Genomic DNA, 24,327 nt, shown 5'->3' with positions numbered 1-24,327 from the left:
CTAATGATTAATAAGGTTTTATTAAATTTTTATTTATTTTAAAGAATTGATTGAAATGGAAGGGTTCTCGACTCCTATGGGAAATGCGGGAAGGCTGAGACCCCGCAGGCTAGCGGAGGAGGCTCAGGTCTCGCCCCACGGAAAGCGAGAATCCTGTAGTGGAAATCAACCACGTACAACTTCCTTTACATTGAAGATATTGTTGTTTGATTGACAAGTTCTTTTTTCAACACGTGAAAAAAGCCAACAAACTAGATGTTGGCTTTTTAACCATGTATTTTTGTATCATTCGACACTTGTTGGTTACTTCTAAACCAAATCCAAAGATCATTAATGATTGAAGCTAAATCTGCAATGTCAGAATTAAGTTTACAGCTCAAAACAAAATCAGACTCATGATTTAATTTTTCTAGCTTATCATTAATTGAAAACTCTAAGCGCTTAATTAGATCAGGTATTTCACCACGGATATATTCCCATTCTGTAAGAATCATTTGTTGTTGATCGAAAGAGTAATCTTCCCAATCTAACTTTAAGTTGGGTAGAAAAATACCTAATCGTTCATCATATGAAAAATAATCTTGTAACATTTTTTACTCCTCCCCTCGAGTATATTATACATTGAAAAAAATAAGTGAAACAAATTGAATTGTAAAATTTTATTATTTTGATTTCGCATTTAGTGAAAAGAGCAAAAAACTAAAAATAAAAATAATTAAAATAAAAGGAAAATAATTCAAAATAATAGAAATCATAGTTATCATTTAATAAAATAATCTTACTAAATTACAGTTTTTTTGTATAAGATAATGACAGGATTTTTAAGGACGACTTTGTGTTAAAGGTTTTACAAAAATTTAGAACAAAAAATTATGACCTTGCTTATACATACAATTGATTGAGTTATCTAGATGATTTTCACCTATATAAAATTATTTAGATTTGAAAGGAAGAGTTTTATGAGACATGCTGTTATAACGGCAGGAACGAAGGGGTTAGGGAAGAAAGTAACTGAATCATTTTTAAACGAAGGATATTCAGTCACTGTTACATACTTTTCGGATGAGCAGGCCGTCATACAACGTAAAGAAGAATGGAAGGACTATTTAGATAATATTCTTTTTATAAAAGGTGATATTTCCGATAAAGTATTTATTAAAGAGATTGTCTCAAAAACGATGGAGAAATTCGGTAGGGTTGATTGTTTAATTAATAATGCTGGACCTTATTTATTTAACCGTAAAAAACTGGCTGACTACACAGATGAAGAGTGGGAATACTTGTTGTATGGAAATTTGCACAGTGTGTTTTATCTTTTAAAGCAAATTATTCCAATAATGAGAAACCAAAAATATGGTCGAATTATTAACTATGGTTTTCAAGGTGCTAATTCGGCATCGGGATGGATTTATCGATCTGCTTTCAGTGCAGCAAAAGTAGGGCTAGTTTCATTAACTAAAACTGTTGCTTATGAAGAAGCAGAAAACGGAATTACATCTAATATGATCTGTCCAGGTGATATTTTTGGCGATATGAAAGAAGTAAATCGAGATGAAGCAAGTAGAGAAGGAAAAGGGCTAGCACCTGTAGGTAGGTCTGGTACCGGAGAAGACATTGCTAGAATGGTGCAGTTTTTATGTAAGGAAGAATCTGATTTTATAACAGGAGATATATTTGAGATTACAGGCGGTTTAGATGTAATTAACAAATATAGACATAATCCATTATGATGAGTTTGATGGGACAATTCCATTATTTAAGCATAATTTATAATAAGAAAGATTCTGAATTAATATTTATTACACTAAATTAAGCGTTTTCATTTTCTGTCTTTATGTTTTGTGTTAATATAAAAATGTATTATTTATTTAATAAATAGAGCTCATCAAAGAGGCACGAATCAATTATATTTCAGGGGGAAATAACATGCGTATTGGGGTACCAAAAGAAATAAAAAATAACGAAAATCGTGTAGCAATGACACCAGCTGGAGTAATGAACTTAGTTGGACATGGTCACACAGTTTTCATTGAAACAAGTGCTGGACTTGGTTCAGGTTTTACTGATGAAGAATACGTAACAGCTGGCGCAACAATTGTTGAAACAGCGCAAGAAGCTTGGAATAATGAAATGGTTATGAAAGTTAAAGAACCAATTCCAAGTGAGTATGGATATTTCCGTGAAGGATTAATTTTATTCACATATTTACATTTAGCTCCAGAACCTGAATTAACGAAGGCTTTAATTGATAATAAAGTAGTTGGTATTGCTTACGAAACTGTACAAGTTGGTAACACTTTACCATTATTAACTCCAATGAGCGAAGTAGCTGGACGTATGTCTGCTCAAATCGGTGCTCAATTCTTAGAAAAAAACAAAGGCGGAAAAGGTATTTTATTAGGTGGAGTACCAGGAGTACGTCGTGGCAAAGTTACAATCATTGGTGGAGGTGTAGCAGGAACAAATGCTGCTAAAGTAGCTGTTGGTCTTGGTGCTCACGTAACGATGATTGACTTAAATCCAGATCGTTTACGTCAATTAGACGATATTTTTGGTCATCAAATTACGACATTAATGTCAAACCCTTACAATATTGCTGAAGCGGTTAAAGAATCTGATCTTGTAATTGGTGCAGTATTAATTCCAGGTGCAAAAGCTCCAAAACTAGTAACAAAAGAAATGATCGAATCAATGGAACCAGGTTCAGTTGTAGTTGATATTGCAATTGACCAAGGTGGTATTTTCGAAACGACAGATCGCATTACAACTCATGATTTCCCAACGTATGAGAAACACGGAGTAGTACACTATGCTGTAGCAAATATGCCTGGTGCTGTACCTCGTACTTCTACTATGGCGTTAACAAATGTTACAGTTCCTTATGCAGTACAAATTGCTAACAAAGGCTACCAAAAAGCTTGCTTAGAAAACACTGCTTTATTCAAAGGTATTAATACACTTGATGGATATGTAACTTACGAAGCAGTAGCTGAAGCACATGGTTTAGAATATAAAGAAGCAACTACTTTATTACAAGGTACGTCTGTTTCTACAAACTAATAAATCATTAAATCCCTTTATCAATTTTGGTAAAGGGATTTTTTAAAAAGAAAACCCCATCTTCAATAAAATGAAGGTGGGGTTTTCTGATTGTATTTATTCTGTACTAAAATTAAATTCTTCCTCCAAAATGCTATATTGATACATATCACGCTGAGCACCTTTAAAATACTCATGCTTACGCAATATACCGTCTAAATGAAAGCCTAATTTTGTAAGGAAGTTTTGTGAAGCAATATTAAAGTCATATACTTCACAATATACTTTTACGAGTTTTAGTTCATTAAAAGAATAATTTAGTAGGTAATTTAAAGCGAATGATCCAAGTCCTTTGTTATGCATCGATTGATCTCCAATTACAATTCCAAAAGCAGCGTGATTATTCTCTTGATCTAGATTTCCTAACTCAATTCTTCCAACGCATACCCCATTATATTCGATCGTAAACAAATGAAGATTTGGTTTAAGTCCGTTAAAGTACTTTTCATAACCTTGTACTATTTCCTCTAATGAACGAGGTTTTTCGATACCTACAAGTTTACCAATCTCATCATCGCATTCCCACTTATGCATAATAGGAACGTCAGAAGGAAGGACTTGCCGAATTTTCATTAATTGGTTTTGATTCATAATTATAGAATGATTAATTCTTTAGGGAACTTCGTTAACGTAATTGCACCTGTTTCTGTAATAACGATATCATCCTCAATACGTACTCCACCAACATTTGGAACATAAATTCCTGGTTCAATTGTATAAGACATGCCAGGTTTAATAATATCAGTATTTGAATCATTTACTGACGGATAATCGTGGATACCAATTCCTAAACCATGTCCAATTCGGTGCACGAAATATTCACCATAACCAGCGTCAGAGATAATTTGGCGAGCAGCACGGTCAACATTACCTAATACTTCGCCTGGTTTACTTGCTTCAATTGCAGCAAGTTGACCTTTTAATACAGTCTCATAAATTTCACGTTGTTGCTCATTTGGTTGACCAAACATAACTGTACGAGTAATATCAGAGCAATATCCATCAACGATAAAGCCTAAGTCCATTAGTACGAAATCACCTTTTTTAATAGGGTTAGTACCAGGATTTCCGTGAGGTAGCGCTGAGTTTGCACCAGTTAAAATTAACGTACTAAATGAAGTTTTAGAAATACCATTTTTCTTCATTTCGTATTCCATTTCAGCAATTAGATCCATTTCTGTTTTGCCTTCAGCAATACGATCAACAATAATTTGGCAAGCCATGTCAGCTGCCTCAGCTGCAACTTGCATACGACGAATTTCTTCACTATCTTTAATTAGGCGTAAGTCATGTAATTTTTCTTCAGCCGCAAGGAATTGAACACCAGGGAAAAGTTGTACTAATCTTTCATAGCGACCAACAAGAAGATGTTCTTTTTCGATTGCCATACGATTTACTGTAATGTTACGTTTTGCTAATGATTCTTGAATCATAGCCCAAGGATCTTGACTATCATTAAAGCCAATTACGTCATATTTCCAACCAGCATTTTGTACATGTCCAACTTCCATTTGTGGACAAACAAGGATAGGCTCATGATTTGGAAATACAAGACAAGCTAAAAGACGTTCATGTGGATTACAATGGAAATTTGTTAAATAAAATACATTCTCAGTAGATGTAATAAATCCTAGTTGAATATCTTGCTCTTTTAACCAAGTTGATAGATTTTGTATACGGTGTTCCATTTGTAACATCCTTTCTTAAAAAACAAAAATTACTGCAATAAACAAAAAAAGTCTTTACAGTTCATAACTCTCTTATTTTAGCATTTTTTATCGAATTTCGTAAAATAGTTAACTTATTTCTTATTTTTGTAATGGAAAATAATCTGTTAAAATGTGGTAGAGACTAATTTTTTATAAAGGAGCGACTTAATTTGAAAATTACATATTTTGGACACAGTGTTATTTTAGTAGAGCATGGTCAAGATACAATTATTATTGACCCATTTATTAACGGAAATCCACATACTAATGTGAAAGTAAACGAGCTAAAAGTGAATTATATCTATGTAACACATGGTCACGGTGATCATTTAGGTGATACGGTTGAACTCGCTAAAAAAAATGATGCGACTGTTATTGCTCCAGTTGAATTAGCAACTTGGATCTCTTGGCAAGGAGTTAAAGTTGTTCCGATGCATATTGGTGGAGAAAAAGAATTTTCTTTTGGAAAATTAAAATTAGTTGAAGCAATTCATGGTTCAAGCATAGTTGATGAAGAAAATAAACAAATCATTAATGTTGGTCCGCCATCTGGCGTTTTACTAAAAATTGCTGGTAAAACGATTTATCATGCAGGAGATACTGCGCTATATAGAGGTATGAAAACTTTAGGTGAATATGAAAAGATTGATCTAGCATATTTACCAATTGGAAATCACTTTACAATGGGAATCGACGATGCAGTAATTGCTGCAGAGTGGATTAACGCACAGCAAGTAATTCCAATGCACTATAATACATTCCCACCAATCCAAGTAGATCCAAACGAATTCCTAGATAAATTACCGAAGAAAAATGGTTTTATTCACGAGGCAAATACAACAATTTCAATATTGTAATACAAATTATATAGAAATTTATAGTACAGTTTTTAAAGCACGTTGAAACGTGCTTTTTTTCATGGTATGAATTGTTATATAATAGTTAATAAAAATATTAATACAACCATTGAAAGCTTGGTGAGGTAATTGACTACAAAGCACGATCAAATACTAGAACATATTGAACAACTACCAGTCGGTCATAAAATATCGGTAAGGCAAATTGCGAAAGATTTAAGTGTAAGCGAAGGTACTGCGTATAGAGCAATTAAAGATGCGGAAAACAAAGGATTTGTTAGTACGATCGAACGCGTAGGTACGATTCGAATTGAAACGAAAAGAAAAGAAAATATTGAAAAATTAACTTTTGCCGAAGTTGTTAATATTGTTGATGGACAAGTTTTAGGTGGTAAAGAAGGCTTACATAAAACACTGAATAAGTTTGTTATTGGTGCTATGCAACTTGATGCAATGATGAGGTATATTAGTGCAAATAATTTATTGATCGTCGGAAACCGAGTGAAAGCGCATGAACTAGCACTAAAAGAAGGGTCAGCAGTTTTAGTCACAGGTGGATTTGATACGGATGAAAGTGTTAAGCGTCTTGCGGATGAAATGAAAATGCCAATCATTTCTTCTAGTTATGACACTTTTACTGTCGCGACATTAATAAATAGAGCAATTTATGATCAATTAATTAAAAAGGATATTGTATTAGTTGAAGATATTTTGATTCCAACTGAAAAAACAGCTACATTATCTCCAGCAGATGAAGTAGAAAAATGGTACGAGCATAATAGAGATACTGGGCATGGAAGATATCCTGTAGTCGATGATCGAGGTAAATTAATTGGAATCGTAACCTCGAAGGATATTATTAACGAACAACGTACTCAAAGAATTGACAAAGTAATGACTAGACAACCGATTAGTGTTAACGAAAAGATGTCCGTAGCAGCAGCTGCTAGAATGATGGTTTGGGAAGGAATCGAGCTTCTGCCAGTTGTCAATTCATCGAATAACTTAATCGGTATTATCAGTCGCCAAGATGTGCTTGAAGCACTTCAACAATTACAACGTCAGCCTCAAGTTGGCGAAACAATTGATGACATTGTTACTAGTCAATTCCATAACAATAAAGAACAAAAAAATGACGACTTCACTATAAGATGTAATGTAACTCCGCAAATGACAAATGTAATTGGAACACTGTCACATGGCGTATTTACGACGATTGTAACCGAGGCGGGCAAACGTGCTGTTCGCGATATGAAAAAAGGGGACTTAATCGTTGAAAATATTACAATTTACTTCGTTCAACCAGTTCAAATTGATGACGTAATTGAAATAAAACCAAAAGTACTAGAATTAGGTCGTAAATTTGGAAAGGTGGACGTTGAAGTATTTCAACAAGGAATACTAGTGGGCAAAGCATTAATGATGATGCAATTATTAGATCGATAATATCGAGGCTGTTTTAAATAGATTTGAAAAACACTAGGAAGTAAGGTTTCCTAGTGTTTTTTTTGTGGGAAATCATCCTTTTATAAACGAAACCAAGGACATTATAAACGAAAAAACTGAACATATGCACAAAAGTCAGAGCTTTATGCACAAAACCCGTCCCTTTATGAACAAAGTTCACAACTTTATAAACAAAGTACATATTTTGTTCGTATTTCTAAACTAGAAAAAGGCAAGAACTAACTAGCCCCTGCCTAATCATCTTTTATTTTAAGTTTGAAAGTAGTTTGTTAACTCTATTAACAAATTCATTGTTTTCGTTTCTAGTATCAAAATCCTTCGCTAGGTCATAGACAATTTTCTCTAGTTTTTCTAAATCATAAATAAAATCTTGCTCATTTAAGTTTAATTTTTTCGCCATAAATAATGCTGCAAGCCAAAATTCAAATTTATATGCTAGATTTGAAAGATTGTCACAGAGATCTACATGTTTATAGAACAATTCGATTGCTCTGTCAGGATCACAATGAGTTAAAAAGATAATTTGCTCACTTAATTCAGGAATGTATTTTGTACGATTATAGGTTACAAAATAAGCTTTTTGTTGAATGAATAGTGCTTCTTCTTTTCTGTTTACTTCTAATAATGGCAGAAGTAATTTTGAGTAGGATTTATGAATTGCTTCGTCACAATCAACTGTGCTATTCATTATTTGAGTTTGGATCGTTAACGCTTCTTGAAGATTTTTAGTTTTTAGAAAATAAATCATATCACCATACAATTCACATTTTTCACAATTACTTAAATCGTCTCTTGGAGATTTTTTAAATAGTTGATAGTTTTGTTCTGCAAGATCGATTTTATTTAAATATAAGTTCATTACATATAATGCTTGAAAATAGGGTCTTAAAGAATAGTTTGCAATCACTAAACGATTCTTAAAGTCCTCGAAATACTGTTGAATATCTTCTAAAGAGAATCTGAGAGAATGTGGTAAAATTTCTAATAGCCATTTGTAATACCATAAGATTTGTTCTTGCTCTATGCGTTCTTCATTTTGTTCATATAAATCTATGCACCACAAAAAGGTATCAATGAACAAATCTATTTCACCGATAGAGAAAGCGGTTTCTGCTAATTCCATGTTGACATAATATAGATAGCCCCATTCCTCTTGGTTTTCTAATTCTTCCGCAAAAGAAAGTAGTTTTTGAAGCTTGGTACTAGAATGTGATAATTCTACAAGTTCATCAAATTTCGATGAAAATAGTTCTTCTGTCATCATGTTGTTTTCGCACCTTCTAGATTTCTTTTATTATCTTATAGTCTTTGTATTTCTAGTGATCCCCCGTGTAATTGTTTACACTCTTGTACGTTTGATTGCACTTAATTTTAAGCAGTTTGTTTATTTTCAATTGCTTTATAGTGCTTATTTTGTAAATATCCACGATATAGATTTGCCGCACCAAATATGATGAACACAATTCCAATGCAAATTGTTAATAACTCAAGCTTGTTAACCATTTGATTTACACCATAAAGTAATAGGAATAAACCAAAGGTAATTCTTGCACGCGAGCCAGCAATTTTTTTTGTAAGTAGTTCGCTTGTAAAGAAAAATTTGGTAACGTAAAATAAGAAGAATAGAAAAGATATAATTAAGACTGTTGCGATGCTATCCACTTAGCTTCCACCTTTCAATAACTAATACATAATTCTATTTTACAGTCATAGAAACTATATTTCAAAAGTTTTCATATAAAGGAGAGTTTAACATTGAAAGAACAAATATTAAAAGATATCCATTCATATGATACGATCATTATTCATCGTCATGTTCGTCCAGACCCAGATGCAATTGGTTCACAGTGCGGTTTAGCAGAGATGATTAAAGCAAGTTATCCTGCAAAAAAAGTATATGTAGTAGGAGAATTACCACAATCGCTAGAGTATTTACATAAAATGGATGTAATTGCAGACGAAGTATATGATGATGCTCTTGTTATTGTGTGCGACACAGCAAATACCGAGCGAGTAGATGATGCTAGGTATACTAATGGAAAGAAACTTATTAAAATTGATCATCATCCGAATGTAGATCCATATGGTGATATTATGCATGTTGATACAACTGCTAGCTCAACAAGTGAGTTGATATTTGAGCTTGCTGAGAGTAGTAATGAGCAATTAGTCATTACAGACCAAGTTGCAAGATTAATTTATGCAGGAATCATTGGAGATACAGGCAGATTTCTATTTCCAAGTACGACCGAAAGAACTTTTCATGCCGCTAGCAATTTAATTAAGAAGGATTTTTCAATAAACGAAATTTATGACAATATGTACGAGACATCAATTGAGATGGCTCATTTAAATGGATATGTTCTTCAAAATTTCAAACTTACTGAAGAGGGTGTCGGTCATATAAATATGACGAAGGCTCTAATGGAAGAATATAATGTAACCTCTGAGCAAGCTTCATTAGCAGTAAGTTCGCTTGGCCATATAAAGGGCGTAAAAGCTTGGGTAATATTTTTAGAGGAAGATGATTTAATTCGAGTACGTCTTCGTTCTAAAGGTCCAGTTATAAATGGAGTAGCTGCTATGTTTAATGGTGGTGGGCATCCGCTTGCATCTGGAGCAAAAGTCTTCTCGTGGGAAGAAACAGAAAAAGTTGTTGAAGAACTTCAAAAGGTTTGTAAAGAAGAGAAGTAAGATTAAAAAATAAAATGAGAGGCTCATCGTTACGAATAGCCTCTCATTTATTTTGTACTCTTTATTTTTAATGTAATTTCTAACACAGTATCAAAGTATATCGTATCAATTTCAAGTTTAAATCGTCGATCGTCTTTAATATAAACTTTATTTTCGATTGCTCGCCTTAATAATTCTCTATTTTGAGAAACGCTTTTTATATCTTGGGTAAGTAAATTACTTAAGTCATTCTTTACATCATTAACAAGTTGAAGAGTGGTAAATTCATTTAAATTGTATTGTTTGGAATTTAAAATTGTAACTTTGATTTCTTGTACTGTTAATTTTCGTTTGTTTTCTTTGTTCATTCGCTCCATATTTTCAAAGAATATATTTTTATCTCTTAAATATTCATTATTGAGCATTTTCAATTCAGATATTTGTTTAACCTGCTCTTCTTCTGTTACACCATACATATAGATAAAGACAAGCCAACTAATAATAAATCCGAAAAATATGCCTACAAAAAATTTTGCCCATGCTTGAGAAAGGCGTTCTGGAGGAGCTTTCATTAAACATGTTCTCCTGTAAACCATTGGATAAGGATTGTACCAGTATGAGTGCCTCCCATAGCAGCGATAATCATGAAAATTTGTTTAATGAATTCAATTGTTTCACCCTCAAATAGTCCTTTTTCAAAACTATAAAAAGTGTCAAATGTTCCACCAATCGCCCCAACTATTGCCCAAATTCGTAGTTTCATTGATAAGTCATACATGCTACTAAGCGGTGGCTGACCGATCACATAGTATCCAATTGAACCAATTATGGATCCACCGATTATTATTCCTAGTGAAATAAAGTACATTGAAATTAACGCCGGTATAAAAGGCAACTTAAGCTCCACTTGTCCTCACTCCTTCAATAATATATATGGACAAAGTGTGATGTGTATGATGAGTATTAAAGTAAGTTTATAATAAAAGATTTGTTTTAATATTTACGAACAAAAATAGAATGTAAGTTCGCATTTTGTGATAGAATAGAATATATTAAACTGTTGGTTTCGAATAAATCGTTGCTAAATAAGTATAAGTAAGAATCTAATAAAAGATGGTAAGGAGGATGTAGATGAGTTTTGTTCATTTGCAAGTTCAAAGTTCTTATAGCTTATTACAAAGCGCATGTAAAATAGATGAATTAATAAACGCTGCTGTAAAAAAAGGACATCCTGCGCTTGCAATTGCAGATGAAAATGTCATGTACGGTGTAATTCCTTTTTATCATGCGTGTCAAAAAGCAGGAATTAAACCTATTGTAGGGGTAAAGCTTTCGATTTTAATGGATGAACAGCAGTCTTATCCGATGGTTTTACTAGCTAAAGATTTGACTGGTTATCAAAATCTTTTAAAACTGACAAGTATTATTGGAACAAAATCACCACGAGGAATTCCTAAAAAATGGTTATCAGCATATAGTAGCGGAGTAATCGCAATTACCCCAGGTTTAGAAGGTGAAATTGAAAACTTACTTTTAAATGGTGAGATTGAAAGAGCTACCTTGCATCTAAAAGAGTATCAAACAATTTTCAATCACTTTTACGTAAGTATTCAAGATCACGGATTACCTGAAAATCGAGCTCTGTATCCATTAATAAAGCAACTCCAAAAAGAGACAAATATAAAGCTAGTGATTACAAATGATGTTCGATATATTGAAAAAGATGATGCACTTATTCAAGATGCATTATTTTCCGTTAAAAACGGTACGAAGTTATCGGATGAATCAAGGCCAAGACTATATTCGAGTGAATATTATTATAAAACTAAAACTGAATTGTTAAGTTTGTTTGTGGATGAAGAGGAATCCTTTCAAAACACTTTACATATTGCAGATTTATGCGATTTAACAATTCCATTTCATCAACCTCTATTGCCTAAATATCCAGTCCCTGAGGAATATTCAACAGTTGAATATTTAAAAATTGTTTGTGAAAAAGGGCTAATTGAACGTTACGGTGAAATGAAAGATGAACTTAAGCATAGATTAGACTTTGAATTAAACACGATCAATAAGATGGGATTCAATGATTATTTCCTCATTGTTTGGGATTTTATAAAATATGCACATGAACAAGGAATTGCGGTTGGACCAGGACGTGGTTCTGCAGCTGGATCATTAGTAGCATACGTTTTAAAGATTACAAATGTCGATCCAATTCATTATAATTTACTTTTCGAACGATTTTTAAATGAAGAAAGAATTACGATGCCCGATATTGATATTGACTTCCCAGATCATCGACGTGATGAAATGATTGATTATGTAGCATCAAAATATGGTGATGTTCATGTTGCACAAATTATTACGTTTGGAACTTTAGGTGCAAAAGCAGCAATTAGAGATATTGCAAGGGTAATGGGACTAGCGCCATCAGAGATCGACCGGTATTCTAAACTAATTCCTTCAACGCTAGGGATTACATTAAAAGATGTTTACGAACAATCAAAAGCATTTAATAGCCACGTAGAACATTCCGGTATTCATAAACGAATTTTCGAAGTAGCATGTCGTGTTGAAGGTTTACCACGACATACAAGTATTCACGCAGCAGGTGTCATTATTTCCGAGCTTCCGTTAACAAATGTTGTCCCGCTACAAGAGGGGAATCACGGGGTGTTTTTAACACAATATCCTGCTGAAATACTTGAAGAGCTAGGATTAGTAAAGATGGACTTCCTTGGACTTCGAAACTTAAGTTTATTAGAAGAGGTCTGTCGATTAATTTACGAAACAAAGGGCGATTTAATTAAATTGGAAGAGATTCCATTAGAAGATCAAAAAACATTTGAAATCCTAAGTAAAGGGGATACTTCAGGTGTTTTTCAGCTAGAATCATCAGGGATGAGAAGAGTATTACAGCAATTACAGCCAAATCAGTTTGAAGATATAGTTGCTGTTAACGCACTTTATCGTCCAGGTCCGATGGAACAAATTCCAAAGTTTATTCAATATAAGCATGGATTGGAGAAGGTGACATACCCTCATCCAGTTTTAGAAAAAATATTAGAACCAACTTATGGAGTAATCGTTTATCAAGAACAAATCATGCAAATTGCTTCCACTCTTTCAGGATTTACTTTAAGTGAAGCTGATTTACTTCGCAGAGCAGTTAGTAAAAAGAAGAAGGAAGTTTTAGATGAAGAAAGAATTCATTTTGTAGAAGGTGCAATTTCTAAAGGTTATGATGAGCAAGTTGCAAATGAAGTATACGATTTAATTGTTCAATTTGCTAATTATGGTTTTAACAGAAGTCACGCTGTAGCTTATAGTATGATTGCTTATCAATTAGCCTATTTAAAGGCGAATTTTCCACTTCAATTTTATGTTGCACTTTTATCAAGCTTTATAGGAAGTGAAGAAAAAGTATCGAATTATATTGGTGAAGCGAAATTAAAAGGGATTCCAATTTACCCGCCTTCCATTAATAAAAGTCAGTATGCATTTGTCGTTGAAGGGAATGGGATTCGATTTAGTTTGTTGGCAATTAAAAATATTGGTATGGCTACTGTAAGAGAAATTCTACAGAAACGTCCGTATAAAGATTTTTTTGATGTATGTATTAAAATATCTCCAAAAGCATTAAACCGAAAGAGTATTGAAAATTTGATTTTTGCAGGATGCTTCGATGAGTTTAATCTTGATCGCGCAACTTTATTAGCTAATATCGATATTATTTTTGATTATGTGGATATCGTAAGACCTGAAAATGAAGATCAATTTGACTTATTTCTAGATGAAGATTTTGTTCCAAAACCTGAAATTATTAGAGTCGATCCAATGAAAATTTCAATCAAGCTTGAATTGGAAAAACAAGCATTAGGTACGTATTTAACAGGTCATCCAATTAGCCAATATGAGAAATTGCATATTGAAAGTGGGACTTCCACCATTTCATCAATTTTGATGAAAAAGGATTCGGAGCATTTATTGTTTGTCTATATTAAGGATTTACGCATTACAAAAACAAAAAAACAACAGCATATGGCTTTTTTAGAAGTAGAAGATTTAAGTACTTCAATCGATGCAGTCGTGTTTCCAACTACCTTTGAAAAGTACCGCCACAAATTAAAAGAAAAAGAAGTAGTAGTCGTAAAAGCAAAAATCGATGAACGGGATGAAAGAAAGCAATTAATCATAAATGAAGTACTTTCGATTGAAGAGATGGAAGAAAGAAATGAGCAGAAAGAGTATACTTTATTTATTAAAATAACGGGACATACTAATAAAAATATTTCTTACACAATACAACAAGCAATCGCTAAATTTAAAGGACATACGAAGGTAGTTCTTTATTACGATGAAGAAAAAAAGGCAGTTCAATTATCTGAACAATATTATGTAAATCCTTCAGTAGCTTGTCTTTCAGCGCTAAAAAATATTGTAGGAGATGCTAATGTTGTACTAAAGAAATAGACATTCTTCTTCAAAATCATTTATTATAAACATGATGTATTTCAAAAAAATTTACATTGTCATTTAAAAGAGAAATAACTGAGAAGTATACAGTTGAAAAGTCAACTCGTCGACATTAGGGAGAGTGAATAGTTTGTCATTATTAAGTGAAGAAGCATTACATATGCATAGAGTACACCAAGGTAAATTAGAAACGGTTTCTAAGGTACCAGTTACGAATGCTAAAGAACTAAGTTTAGCGTACTCACCAGGTGTTGCCGAGCCATGTAAAGAAATTTACGAAGAAAAAAGCAGAGTGTATGAATACACGATGAAAGGTAATATGGTTGGTGTCGTTTCTGATGGTTCTGCCGTTCTTGGATTAGGCAATATCGGTCCAGAGGCTGCATTACCTGTTATGGAAGGGAAAGCTGCGCTATTTAAAAGTTTTGCCGGTGTTGATGCATTTCCAATCTGTTTAAATACGCAAGATGTAGAGCTAATCATTCAAACAGTTAAATTATTAGAGCCTACATTTGGTGGAATAAATTTAGAAGATATTGCAGCTCCAAACTGCTTTATTATAGAGGAACGCTTAAAGCGTGAAACAAATATTCCAATCTTCCATGATGATCAACATGGAACAGCAATCGTTACACTTGCAGGTTTAGTTAATGCTTTAAAAATAGTTAATAAAAATATGGCGGATATTAAAGTTGTTCTAAATGGAGCAGGTGCTGCAGGTATTGCTATATTAAAATTATTGTATCGATTTGGTGTACGCCAAATTATCATGTGTGATACTAAAGGAGCGATTTACGAAGGTCGTCCAAGTGGTATGAATAGTGTTAAAAATGAAGTTGCGAAATATACAAATAAAGATAAAATTCAAGGTAGTCTTAAAGAGGTAATTGAAGGAGCGGACGTATTTATTGGCGTTTCTGTAAAAGGTGCGGTTACACAAGAGATGGTTCGTTCAATGAATGAAAATCCAATTATTTTTGCAATGGCTAACCCTGATCCAGAAATTATGCCTGAAGATGCAAAAGAAGCTGGAGCCTTAGTCATTGGTACTGGTCGAAGTGATTATCCTAACCAAGTAAATAATGTCCTTGCATTCCCAGGGATTTTCCGTGGAGCGTTAGATGTTCGTGCTACACATATTAATGAAGAAATGAAAATTGCTGCAGTACATGCAATCGCAAGCTTAGTAAGTGAATCTGAACTATCACCTGATTTTATTATCCCAGCTCCATTTGATGCACGCGTAGCGCCAAAAGTAGCTGCTAGTGTTGCAAAAGCTGCAATGGAAACAGGGGTTGCTCGTATGAATGTTGACCCAAAGGAAATTGAAGAAAAAACAAAAAAACTTGCTTTAATTAAATAACATTTATTACCAGATAACAATATTAAAGGGGATAGTATTACAGTACTAAAATTAAGTAATGTAGTACTATCCTTTTTTATCTGCTATAATATTTAGATGTGGTAAAAAAAGCGCAAAGTTTGTTGAAATTAAAGGGTTTTTAAAAAAATTGTATAATATATTTTTTGAAGACATTTTATAATTTTTAAGTTAAATAAATAATAGGAATGATGAAATTAAGCTGAATTTTATCGACAAATGTTAACAAAAAGTGTATAACATTTATAGTATCCTATTAGTATTTAGTACTAAAAAAGTTAGGAGGAATTAGGTTGCAAATCAAAGACTTATTTTCCAAAAAGAAAAAATATGCATCTATACCTTCAGAAGTAATGAGACAAGATTTACCTGATGGTGTTATGACAAAATGTCCTAAATGTAAAAAAATAAGCATTACAAAAGAATTAATAAAAAACCTAAAAGTTTGTAATAGTTGTGGTTATCACCATCAAATGACAGCATATGAGCGAATCGAAAGCTTAATTGATGCTGACACATTTGAAGAATTTGATAAAGATATGATTTCTGCGAATCCTTTAAACTTCCCGGATTATATCGAAAAGCTTGAAGGGGATCGTAAAAAAACAGAGCTCAATGAGGCTATTGTTACAGGAAAAGGAAACATCGACGGAATTCCTGTTGTCATAGCAGTTATGGATGCAAGATTCCGTATGGGTAGCATGGGATCTGTTGTAGGAGAGAAAATAACTCGTGCGGTTGAACGCGCTTCTGCTGATGGGTGTTCGTTTATTATCTTTACTGCATCTGGTGGAGCTCGAATGCAAGAGGGTATCTTAAGCTTAATGCAAATGGCAAAAACAAGTGCGGCACTTAAAAAGCATAGCGAGTTAGGCTATTTAGCAATTTCGATAATGACAAATCCTACAACTGGTGGAGTATCTGCTAGCTTTGCATCATTAGGCGATTTTAACTTTGCTGAGCCTGGTGCGTTAATTGGATTTGCTGGTAGACGTATTATCGAGCAAACAATTCGTGAAGAATTACCTGAGGATTTCCAAACAGCTGAATTCCTGTTAAATCATGGTCAGCTTGATGCAGTAATTTCACGGTTAGAATTACGATCAAAATTATTTACAATCCTTAATTTACATCAAGGGGGTGTCTTGCAATAGTGGTTATGTTAGAATTCGAAAAACCGATTCATGAACTTAAGACGAAAATAGACGAATTAAAAGTTTATACAAGTCAACATGATGTTGATTTTTCTGAGGAAATCAAACGTTTAGAAGAACGTTTAAAAACTTTAGAAAACGAAATTTATGGTAACATGGGAGTTTGGGATCGTGTACAAGTTGCTAGACATCCAGAACGACCAACTACATTAGATTATATAGATAGACTATTTAATGATTTCTTCGAATGCCATGGTGATCGATTATTTGGTGATGACGCAGCAATCGTATCTGGTATTGCGTCATATCGCGGATTACCAGTTACTGTTATTGGACATCAACGTGGTAAAGATACAAAAGAGAATATTAAACGAAATTTTGGTATGCCCCATCCTGAAGGATACCGAAAAGCACTTCGTTTAATGAAGCAAGCAGAGAAATTTAATAGACCGATTATTGCATTTATTGATACAAAAGGTGCTTATCCAGGTAAAGCAGCCGAAGAGCGAGGACAAAGCGAAGCAATTGCTCGAAATATTTTTGAAATGGCAGGTTTAAAAGTACCTACTATTTGTATTGTAATTGGTGAAGGCGGTAGTGGAGGTGCTCTAGCACTAGGTATCGGTAATAAGTTACTGATGTTAGAAAACTCGACTTACTCTGTTATTTCACCTGAAGGTGCAGCAGCACTTCTATGGAAGGATGCTTCACAAGCACGTAGAGCTGCAGAAACGATGAAAATTACAGCTCCAGACTTATTAGAATTAGGGGTAGTGGACCAAATTATTCCTGAAGTAAAAGGCGGAGCGCAAAATGATGTTGAACAACAGGCAAAATATATCGATAAGTATTTATATGAGACATTAAAGTCTTTACTAACTATGGATAAAGAAGAATTAGTTCAACAACGATATGAAAAACACGCAAAGTTAGGACAAATTTCTTTTTAACAATATTATTTAGTTTAACTTCTAGAGTGTGTGAAACAATATGTTAGCATGCTCTTTTTTGTATTATTTTTAGAAATTAGTAAAAAATAGCAATATGTATAAAGGCTATCGTCATACTTTTTACAAGTGTTACATTCATTAAAAAAAGTTTATGAAAAAGTTCACATTATTTCTATTGTTTAAAAATGTATTACATGGTACTTTATTTAAATGAATAAAAGCATAAGGTAAAATCATTGAGGTGAATACATAATGAAAAGAATTGGCGTATTAACTAGTGGAGGAGACTCTCCAGGAATGAACGCTGCAGTTCGTGCAGTTGTAAGGAAAGCGATTTTCCATGGCTTAGAAGTGTATGGTGTATATCAAGGTTATTCTGGTCTTATTAATGGAAATATTGAAAAGCTTGAATTAGGTTCTGTAGGTGATATTATTCACCGTGGTGGGACTAAATTACTTAGTGCACGTTGTCCAGAGTTTAAAACAGTAGAGGGACAAATGAAAGGAATCGAACAGCTGAAAAAGTTTGGAATTGAAGGTTTAGTTGTTATTGGTGGAGATGGTTCATATCAAGGTGCAAAAAAACTGACTGAACATGGTTATCCTTGTGTTGGTGTTCCAGGTACGATTGATAATGATATTCCAGGCACTGATTTTACAATTGGTTTCGATACAGCTTTAAATACTGTTATTGATGCGATTGATAAAATTCGTGATACAGCAACATCACATGAACGTACATATGTAATTGAAGTAATGGGACGTAATGCAGGGGATATTGCTTTATGGGCAGGTTTAGCTGATGGAGCAGAAACGATTTTAATACCTGAATGTGATTATGATATGGATGATATTATCAGTAAATTAAACCGCGGTAGTGAGCGTGGTAAAAAACATAGTATCATTGTAGTTGCAGAAGGTGTTGGAAGTGCAATTGAGATTGGTAAAGTAATACAAGAGCGAACTAACTTTGATACGCGTGTAACAGTTTTAGGACATGTTCAACGTGGTGGTTCACCAAGCGCTGCGGATCGAGTTCTAGCAAGTCGTTTAGGAGCAAAAGCCGTAGAACTTCTTATGGAAGGCAAAGGTGGACGTTGTGTCGGTATCCAAAATAATAAGCTAGTTGATCATGATATTATCGAGGCATTATCTAAAAAGCATGAGCTTGATCAAGATATGTATCAATTATCTCAAGAGCTTTCAATTTAATTTAATTAGATTTAATTGAGCAATCGATTTCATAAAAATAGTTTTGAGAGTTTTATATAAATTTGGAGGGTAAAAAATGCGTAAAACAAAAATAGTTTGTACGATTGGTCCTGCTAGTGAATCGGTAGAAAAGTTAGTAGAGTTAATTAATGCCGGGATGAATGTAGCACGTTTAAATTTCTCACATGGTTCTCATGAAGAGCATGCAGCAAGAATTACAAGTATTCGCGAAGCTTCAGAGAAAACTGGGAGAACTGTAGCAATTCTTTTAGATACAAAAGGTCCTGAAATTCGTACTTTAGATTTTGAGAGTGGCCAAGCTGAATTAAAAACTGGAAATGAAGTAATCATTACGACTGACCCAGTAGTAGGTACAGCAGAAAAATTTGCAGTATCTTATGAAGGATTAATTGACGACGTACGTATTGGATCAAGAATTTTAATCGATGATGGCTTAATAGGATTAGAAGTAATCGGTATTGAAGGAAAAGATATTCGTACTAAAATTTTAAATAGCGGTTTAGTAAAAAATAAAAAAGGTGTAAACGTACCAAATGTACGTGTTAACCTACCAGGTATTACGGAAAAAGATATTAGTGATATTGAATTCGGTATTGAGCAAAAGGTTGATTTTATTGCAGCATCATTTGTACGTAAAGCTTCTGATGTACTTGAAATTCGTGAGCTTTTAGGAAAACATAATGCTGATTATATTCAAATTATCCCAAAAATCGAAAACCAAGAAGGTATTGATAATATCGATGAAATTCTTGATGTATCTGATGGTTTAATGGTTGCACGTGGTGATATGGGCGTAGAGATTCCACCAGAAGAAGTACCGATCGTTCAAAAGCTATTAATTAAAAAATGTAATAATTTAGGCAAACCAGTTATTACTGCTACTCAAATGTTAGATTCAATGCAACGTAATCCACGTCCTACACGAGCGGAAGCAAGTGACGTAGCGAATGCAATTCTTGATGGAACGGATGCAATTATGTTATCAGGTGAAACTGCTGCAGGTACGTACCCAGTTGAGTCTGTTTCAATGATGAACTCTATTGCACTTCGAATTGAAAAAAGCTTACAATACGAAGAATTATTTAAAAAGCGCCAAAGAGAAAATAAAGGAACAATCACAGATGCAATTGGCCAATCTGTTGCTGCAACGGCATTAAACTTAAAAGTTGCTGCAATTATTGCTCCAACAGAGAGTGGACATACTGCGAAAATGATTTCGAAATATCGTCCAAAGGCTCCAATCTTAGCAATTACTTCTGATATTCGTATTTGCCGTCGTTTAACTTTAGTTTGGGGTGTTCAAACTGAATATAGAGAAAGAGCAAATTCTACTGACGAAATGTTACAACATGCAATGGAAGCAGCTCAAGACGCTAAATTCGTTTCAAACGGTGACACTGTCATCATTACTGCTGGATTACCAGTTGGTGAAACAGGAATGACAAATATGATGAAAATACATGTAGTGGGAGCTGTAATAGCTCAAGGTCAAGGAATTGGTCGTAAAACTGCTGCAGGAAAAGTTGTTATCGCAAAATCAGGTGAAGAAGCTGTTTCTAAAGTTACACCAGGAAGTATCCTTGTAACAAATAGCACAGATAAAGACATGATGCCAGCAATTGAAAGAGCTGCAGCGATCATTACTGAAGAAGGCGGATTAACTAGTCATGCTGCAGTAGTTGGTGTAAGCTTAGGAATTCCAGTAATTGTTGGAGTTGATAATGCAACAAACATCTTAGTAAACGGTCAAGCTGTTACAGTAGATGCTTCAAGAGGAATTGTTAGTACAGGACATAAGAGCATATTTTAATATATAATAAAGAGAAGGACGAAGTTACCTTCTCTTTATTTTTTGATTTTGTTTAAAAAAGACTGTAGTTTTAACATAATTTAGTTAAACGGTTTATTTATATTCTTAGTAAGAGGTGAACTATCATGAAGAAATTGGTTGGATGGCTATTGTTAATCCCAATAATAGATTTATTCTTTTTAACAATACTTGGGAGATTTATTGGTTCCTTAACAGTATTCCTATGGTTGATCGGTACATTTTTAATTGGTATTTATATCATGCGAAGCGTTTGGGTTACAGTGAAACAACAAGCCGGGGAACAGCTTCGGGCAGGCAAAATGCCAGATTTACTCATGATAGAAGGATTATCCTTTTTTCTAATCGGTCTCCTATTTTTTATTCCGGGACCAATCACAGATTTATTGGCGATAATATTGTTAATTAAACCAATTAGAATTATATTTGTTCAACGACTTCTTTATTTTGTAATGAAGAAGTTTAAAGGTAATGTTGTTTGGACTGGATTTATAAAAAAATAGTAAATATTAACCATAAGCGAAAGATAGGGATCATAAAGATTCCCTATCTTTTTTTGTGTTTAAAACATTTTTTTAAATTTAAATAGAATCCTTTTATTAGGGAAACGTAATTTAAACCAATTTTTTCCTTCAATTTATGATAAAATTTGAATCGTGTGATTAAAAGTATCATTTAGAGCGGAGGTAACGATGTTTAAAAAAATAATTTCAGCATGTATAGTATCTAGTATTCTTTTTTCGCTACTACCGTCAAAAATTGAGGCGGACTCATCTGATTTCTCAGGTGATGAATTTTCTCAAGTTTTCTTGAACACGGATCTTTCTAAGACGATTGAAATGCATCCGTATTCGCTATACGAACAAGATCCTATCACTTTAAAATGGGTAATGAAGCAGTCGACTGCTGACACTAGTCAAGGTACTATTTCATATGTATCAGAAGCAGAGCCAACAAAAAATACTTCTCTCTCGAATGAAGTAAAAGTAGGTAGAGATGAAAACGGTCAATATGAAACTTTTATTAAATTCGGTGATGGTCTTCCATCTTTAAATGGTGCATTATTTATCAGTGCAACACTAAGCCTAAAAGTAATGAATAGTGAAGTTTGTACTAGCTGTGGGTTATATTCAAATAAAGAATTTTCGATCCATAAAATTCAAAAAGATTGGTCAGCAAATGATGTAACATGGGAAAATAAACCTACTATAGAAAATGATTCAATTACAAATACAACTTTACCAATGCAAGTTGGCGGAAGCACTTATAATTGGGATGTTTCGAAACTTGTGCTTGATTGGTATGAACATCCGGATGCGAATTACGGTTTAGCTCTGAAAACAGCGTTAGCTGCAGATGGATCAAGTGTTCATACTTTTGTAAAAGCAACTGATAATAGAGCACTAATGCCTGTATTAAAAATTCGTTATTCACCAAAACCAAGATTCGGAAATATAGCTAATAGAGGTACATTAGGGGCTAACTCAAAAAAAGTAAGAGTAGATTTAAATTGGTACCAAGTCACAGGAGCAAAGGGGTATAGGCTCTATCTTTTTAATGGAAAAGATTTTGAAATGATTTATGATGGACCTTCAACTAATTGGAAATCAATTGATCGAAAGGTCTGGCCAACAGCCGAACAAATAGACAGTGGAGATTTTAGTTTACATACAGACGGTTCAGGAACTGACTTATCTGATACCCCGGGTTATTTGTATGAAAAGCAAGGTGATAAAGAGCACCAAGAAAATACATATTACTTTAAAGTTACGGCTTATAATGAATATGGAGAATCTCGGCCAACTGAAATTTTACCTGTTATAATGCCTGATGCGACGGCACCAACTATTCCTGATGGAATAAGCGCAACTGATGAACTATTTTCAAATTTTTCATTATCATGGAATCCGTCAACTGATCGAAGGTCCCTAAAATATAATGTGAAACTAACAACGGAAACAGGTAGTACAGTTTATGTGGGTAGCACTCAAACGAACAGTATTGTCATCCCAGAAAGTTATTTATCACCAAGGGCTACGTATAAAGTGTCAGTCAAGGCTGTAGAGGATCTTGGAGATAACTATTCTTCATATTCCAATCCAGTTACAGTGACAGCCCGAAAGAAGTTTGACGCTCAACTAATCAGATTATCTTCCCCTCCTCAAGTTCAGGAGGCGGGAAGTAGCCCTTATGTCCAGTATGTATTCAAAAATATTGGAACAGAGCCATGGAGTCAATCAGCAGGATTCCTTTTAAAAACGGATACATATGTGAATGAATTAGACGATAAGGATCTCATCAACACTGGAGATACGAAAACTTTTGATTTTCGCCTCCCAGCTGATCTGCCGATTGGAACTTCTATTATGAAATGGCGAATGTTTAATGTAAATGATGGGTACTTTGGAGATTATGCTTCAACTCCCATCAATATTGAAGATCGAACGTCACCTCAAATCACACTTATTTCGCCGGTTGACAATCAACTGATAAGTGGAACGGTACTTCTAAAGGGGTCAATCAATGACTTTCAACTAAAAACATATAGTGTTTCTTTTGGTGTTGGTGAATCACCTTCTAAATGGATCACAATTAAAAGCGGCATAGGTTCGAACGTTGATTTTGGAGAATGGGATACAACTAAACTTTTAAACGGTGCGTACAAACTAAAAGTTGATGCAGAGGATGAAACAGGTAATAACACGTCTTTTGAGCGAATAGTAAATGTGAAAAATCTAGTACCAACTCCTGTTCCTCATGAAATAACTGACCAGTCTACGACGGTCACAGGAAGTGCGAAACCAGGAACGAATGTTGTACTTTATAAAAATGGCACAATACTAGGAAATGGAATCGTTTCAGAGAAAGGAATTTTTTCAATCACGATACCAAAACAGACTGCCGGAACAGAAATAAAAATTATGTCCATGGATGGTAGCGAAGCAAGTAAACAAGTGATAATTAAAGTAAAGGATGTAACGCCACCTAAGCCACCTAGCGTTAATAAAGTCTACAACAACGTTTCATATCTTGCAGGTAAAACAGAAAAGTATGTGTTAGTGTCTGTAACAATTGGATCGAAAATATATAATTTAAAAGCAGATATCAACGGAAACTATAAAATTACTATTCCTGTTCAAAATATTGGAGGGAAAATAAATGTTACTGCAAAGGATTTGAGTGGGAATCTTAGTACGAAAACTACGGTTATTGTATTAAGGGCAGCGCCGAATATTCCGATTGTTAATGCTGTTCGTTATACATCCACAACTGTTACAGGAAAAGCTGAAAAGTATGCGCTTGTTATTGTAAAGATTGGAACACATTCATATAGTGCAAAATCAAACAGTAATGGAGACTTTAAGGTTAGCATTCCGAAGCAAAAAAAGGGAACGAAACTGACGATTACAGCAAAGGACACGAAAGCTAAAAGTAGTGCACCAAGATCAATTACAGTCTATTAATCAATAGATATAGATTAACTAAAAGAAGCCCAT

20 protein-coding genes are annotated in these 24,327 nt (G+C 33.8%); 13 read left to right on the top strand and 7 right to left on the bottom strand.

The window, feature by feature from the left end; genetic code table 11:
* Positions 1-266 precede the first annotated feature (266 nt).
* The gene (locus ACFCYN_RS09475) at positions 267-590 is read right to left on the bottom strand and encodes a hypothetical protein (RefSeq protein ID WP_172447251.1); all 324 of its coding nucleotides are present in this window, start codon (positions 588-590) and stop codon (positions 267-269) included.
* A 369-nt stretch (positions 591-959) separates the two neighbouring features.
* On the opposite strand from ACFCYN_RS09475, the gene ACFCYN_RS09470 reads away from it, so the two are divergent.
* Both ACFCYN_RS09470 and ald read left to right on the top strand, forming a co-directional pair.
* A complete protein-coding gene (locus ACFCYN_RS09470; protein WP_172447252.1) occupies positions 960-1,730 on the top strand; it encodes an SDR family oxidoreductase in 771 nt (256 codons plus the stop codon).
* A gap of 196 nt (positions 1,731-1,926) precedes the next feature.
* On the top strand, positions 1,927-3,060 hold the full coding sequence (ald, locus tag ACFCYN_RS09465; RefSeq protein ID WP_172447253.1) for an alanine dehydrogenase: 1,134 nt from the start codon (positions 1,927-1,929) through the stop codon (positions 3,058-3,060).
* Between the two features lie 96 nt (positions 3,061-3,156).
* Here the strand turns inward: ald and ACFCYN_RS09460 are convergent, their stop codons facing one another.
* On the bottom strand, positions 3,157-3,672 hold the full coding sequence (locus tag ACFCYN_RS09460) for a GNAT family N-acetyltransferase (protein ID WP_375948930.1): 516 nt from the start codon (positions 3,670-3,672) through the stop codon (positions 3,157-3,159).
* Between the two features lie 20 nt (positions 3,673-3,692).
* The gene (locus ACFCYN_RS09455) at positions 3,693-4,787 is read right to left on the bottom strand and encodes a M24 family metallopeptidase (protein WP_172447255.1); all 1,095 of its coding nucleotides are present in this window, start codon (positions 4,785-4,787) and stop codon (positions 3,693-3,695) included.
* Between the two features lie 191 nt (positions 4,788-4,978).
* On the opposite strand from ACFCYN_RS09455, the gene ACFCYN_RS09450 reads away from it, so the two are divergent.
* Together ACFCYN_RS09450 and ACFCYN_RS09445 are read left to right on the top strand one after the other, a co-directional pair.
* Positions 4,979-5,665, top strand: coding sequence for a metal-dependent hydrolase (locus ACFCYN_RS09450; protein WP_172447256.1), 687 nt, complete (start codon positions 4,979-4,981; stop codon positions 5,663-5,665).
* A 129-nt stretch (positions 5,666-5,794) separates the two neighbouring features.
* On the top strand, positions 5,795-7,111 hold the full coding sequence (locus tag ACFCYN_RS09445) for a DRTGG domain-containing protein (RefSeq protein WP_172447257.1): 1,317 nt from the start codon (positions 5,795-5,797) through the stop codon (positions 7,109-7,111).
* A 265-nt stretch (positions 7,112-7,376) separates the two neighbouring features.
* Here ACFCYN_RS09445 and ACFCYN_RS09440 read toward each other — a convergent pair whose 3' ends face one another.
* Positions 7,377-8,396, bottom strand: coding sequence for a hypothetical protein (locus ACFCYN_RS09440; protein ID WP_375948927.1), 1,020 nt, complete (start codon positions 8,394-8,396; stop codon positions 7,377-7,379).
* Positions 8,397-8,503: 107 nt separating this feature from the next.
* On the bottom strand, positions 8,504-8,794 hold the full coding sequence (locus tag ACFCYN_RS09435; protein WP_098119235.1) for a YtpI family protein: 291 nt from the start codon (positions 8,792-8,794) through the stop codon (positions 8,504-8,506).
* Positions 8,795-8,887: 93 nt separating this feature from the next.
* On the opposite strand from ACFCYN_RS09435, the gene ACFCYN_RS09430 reads away from it, so the two are divergent.
* The gene (locus ACFCYN_RS09430; protein WP_172447259.1) at positions 8,888-9,826 is read left to right on the top strand and encodes a DHH family phosphoesterase; all 939 of its coding nucleotides are present in this window, start codon (positions 8,888-8,890) and stop codon (positions 9,824-9,826) included.
* 47 nt (positions 9,827-9,873) lie between these two features.
* Here the strand turns inward: ACFCYN_RS09430 and ytrI are convergent, their stop codons facing one another.
* Positions 9,874-10,377, bottom strand: coding sequence for a sporulation membrane protein YtrI (gene ytrI / locus ACFCYN_RS09425; protein WP_172447260.1), 504 nt, complete (start codon positions 10,375-10,377; stop codon positions 9,874-9,876).
* Positions 10,377-10,712, bottom strand: a complete 336-nt coding sequence (gene ytrH / locus ACFCYN_RS09420; protein WP_306659816.1) for a sporulation membrane protein YtrH — start codon at positions 10,710-10,712, stop codon at positions 10,377-10,379. Before ytrH ends, ytrI begins: the two co-directional genes overlap by 1 nt.
* A gap of 224 nt (positions 10,713-10,936) precedes the next feature.
* On the opposite strand from ytrH, the gene dnaE reads away from it, so the two are divergent.
* The 8 genes from dnaE to ACFCYN_RS09380 all read left to right on the top strand — a co-directional run bounded on the left by dnaE (position 10,937) and on the right by ACFCYN_RS09380 (position 24,294).
* Positions 10,937-14,281 carry a DNA polymerase III subunit alpha gene (gene dnaE, locus ACFCYN_RS09415; protein WP_375948923.1) on the top strand — a complete coding sequence of 1,115 codons (3,345 nt, stop codon included), beginning with the start codon at positions 10,937-10,939 and terminating at the stop codon, positions 14,279-14,281.
* 133 nt (positions 14,282-14,414) lie between these two features.
* On the top strand, positions 14,415-15,647 hold the full coding sequence (gene ystJ, locus ACFCYN_RS09410) for an NADP-dependent malic enzyme (protein ID WP_375948921.1): 1,233 nt from the start codon (positions 14,415-14,417) through the stop codon (positions 15,645-15,647).
* A gap of 371 nt (positions 15,648-16,018) precedes the next feature.
* Entirely contained in the window at positions 16,019-16,819 is an 801-nt protein-coding gene (accD, locus tag ACFCYN_RS09405) for an acetyl-CoA carboxylase, carboxyltransferase subunit beta (RefSeq protein WP_172447803.1), read from the top strand.
* A complete protein-coding gene (gene accA / locus ACFCYN_RS09400; RefSeq protein ID WP_216854007.1) occupies positions 16,819-17,769 on the top strand; it encodes an acetyl-CoA carboxylase carboxyl transferase subunit alpha in 951 nt (316 codons plus the stop codon). The genes accD and accA overlap by 1 nt, the downstream gene beginning before the upstream one ends.
* 252 nt (positions 17,770-18,021) lie before the next feature.
* Complete coding sequence (pfkA, locus tag ACFCYN_RS09395) at positions 18,022-18,981, top strand: 6-phosphofructokinase (RefSeq protein ID WP_172447262.1); 960 nt, start codon at positions 18,022-18,024, stop codon at positions 18,979-18,981.
* 76 nt (positions 18,982-19,057) lie between these two features.
* Positions 19,058-20,812 carry a pyruvate kinase gene (gene pyk / locus ACFCYN_RS09390; protein ID WP_172447263.1) on the top strand — a complete coding sequence of 585 codons (1,755 nt, stop codon included), beginning with the start codon at positions 19,058-19,060 and terminating at the stop codon, positions 20,810-20,812.
* 125 nt (positions 20,813-20,937) lie between these two features.
* Positions 20,938-21,333, top strand: coding sequence for an FxsA family protein (locus tag ACFCYN_RS09385; RefSeq protein ID WP_172447264.1), 396 nt, complete (start codon positions 20,938-20,940; stop codon positions 21,331-21,333).
* A gap of 189 nt (positions 21,334-21,522) precedes the next feature.
* A complete protein-coding gene (locus ACFCYN_RS09380) occupies positions 21,523-24,294 on the top strand; it encodes an Ig-like domain-containing protein (protein WP_375948918.1) in 2,772 nt (923 codons plus the stop codon).
* Positions 24,295-24,327: the final 33 nt, after the last annotated feature.

This window comes from Gottfriedia sp. NPDC056225 (assembly GCF_042267765.1).
Classification (GTDB): domain Bacteria; phylum Bacillota; class Bacilli; order Bacillales; family Bacillaceae_G; genus Gottfriedia.
This window is presented reverse-complemented; position numbering and strand designations above follow the sequence as displayed.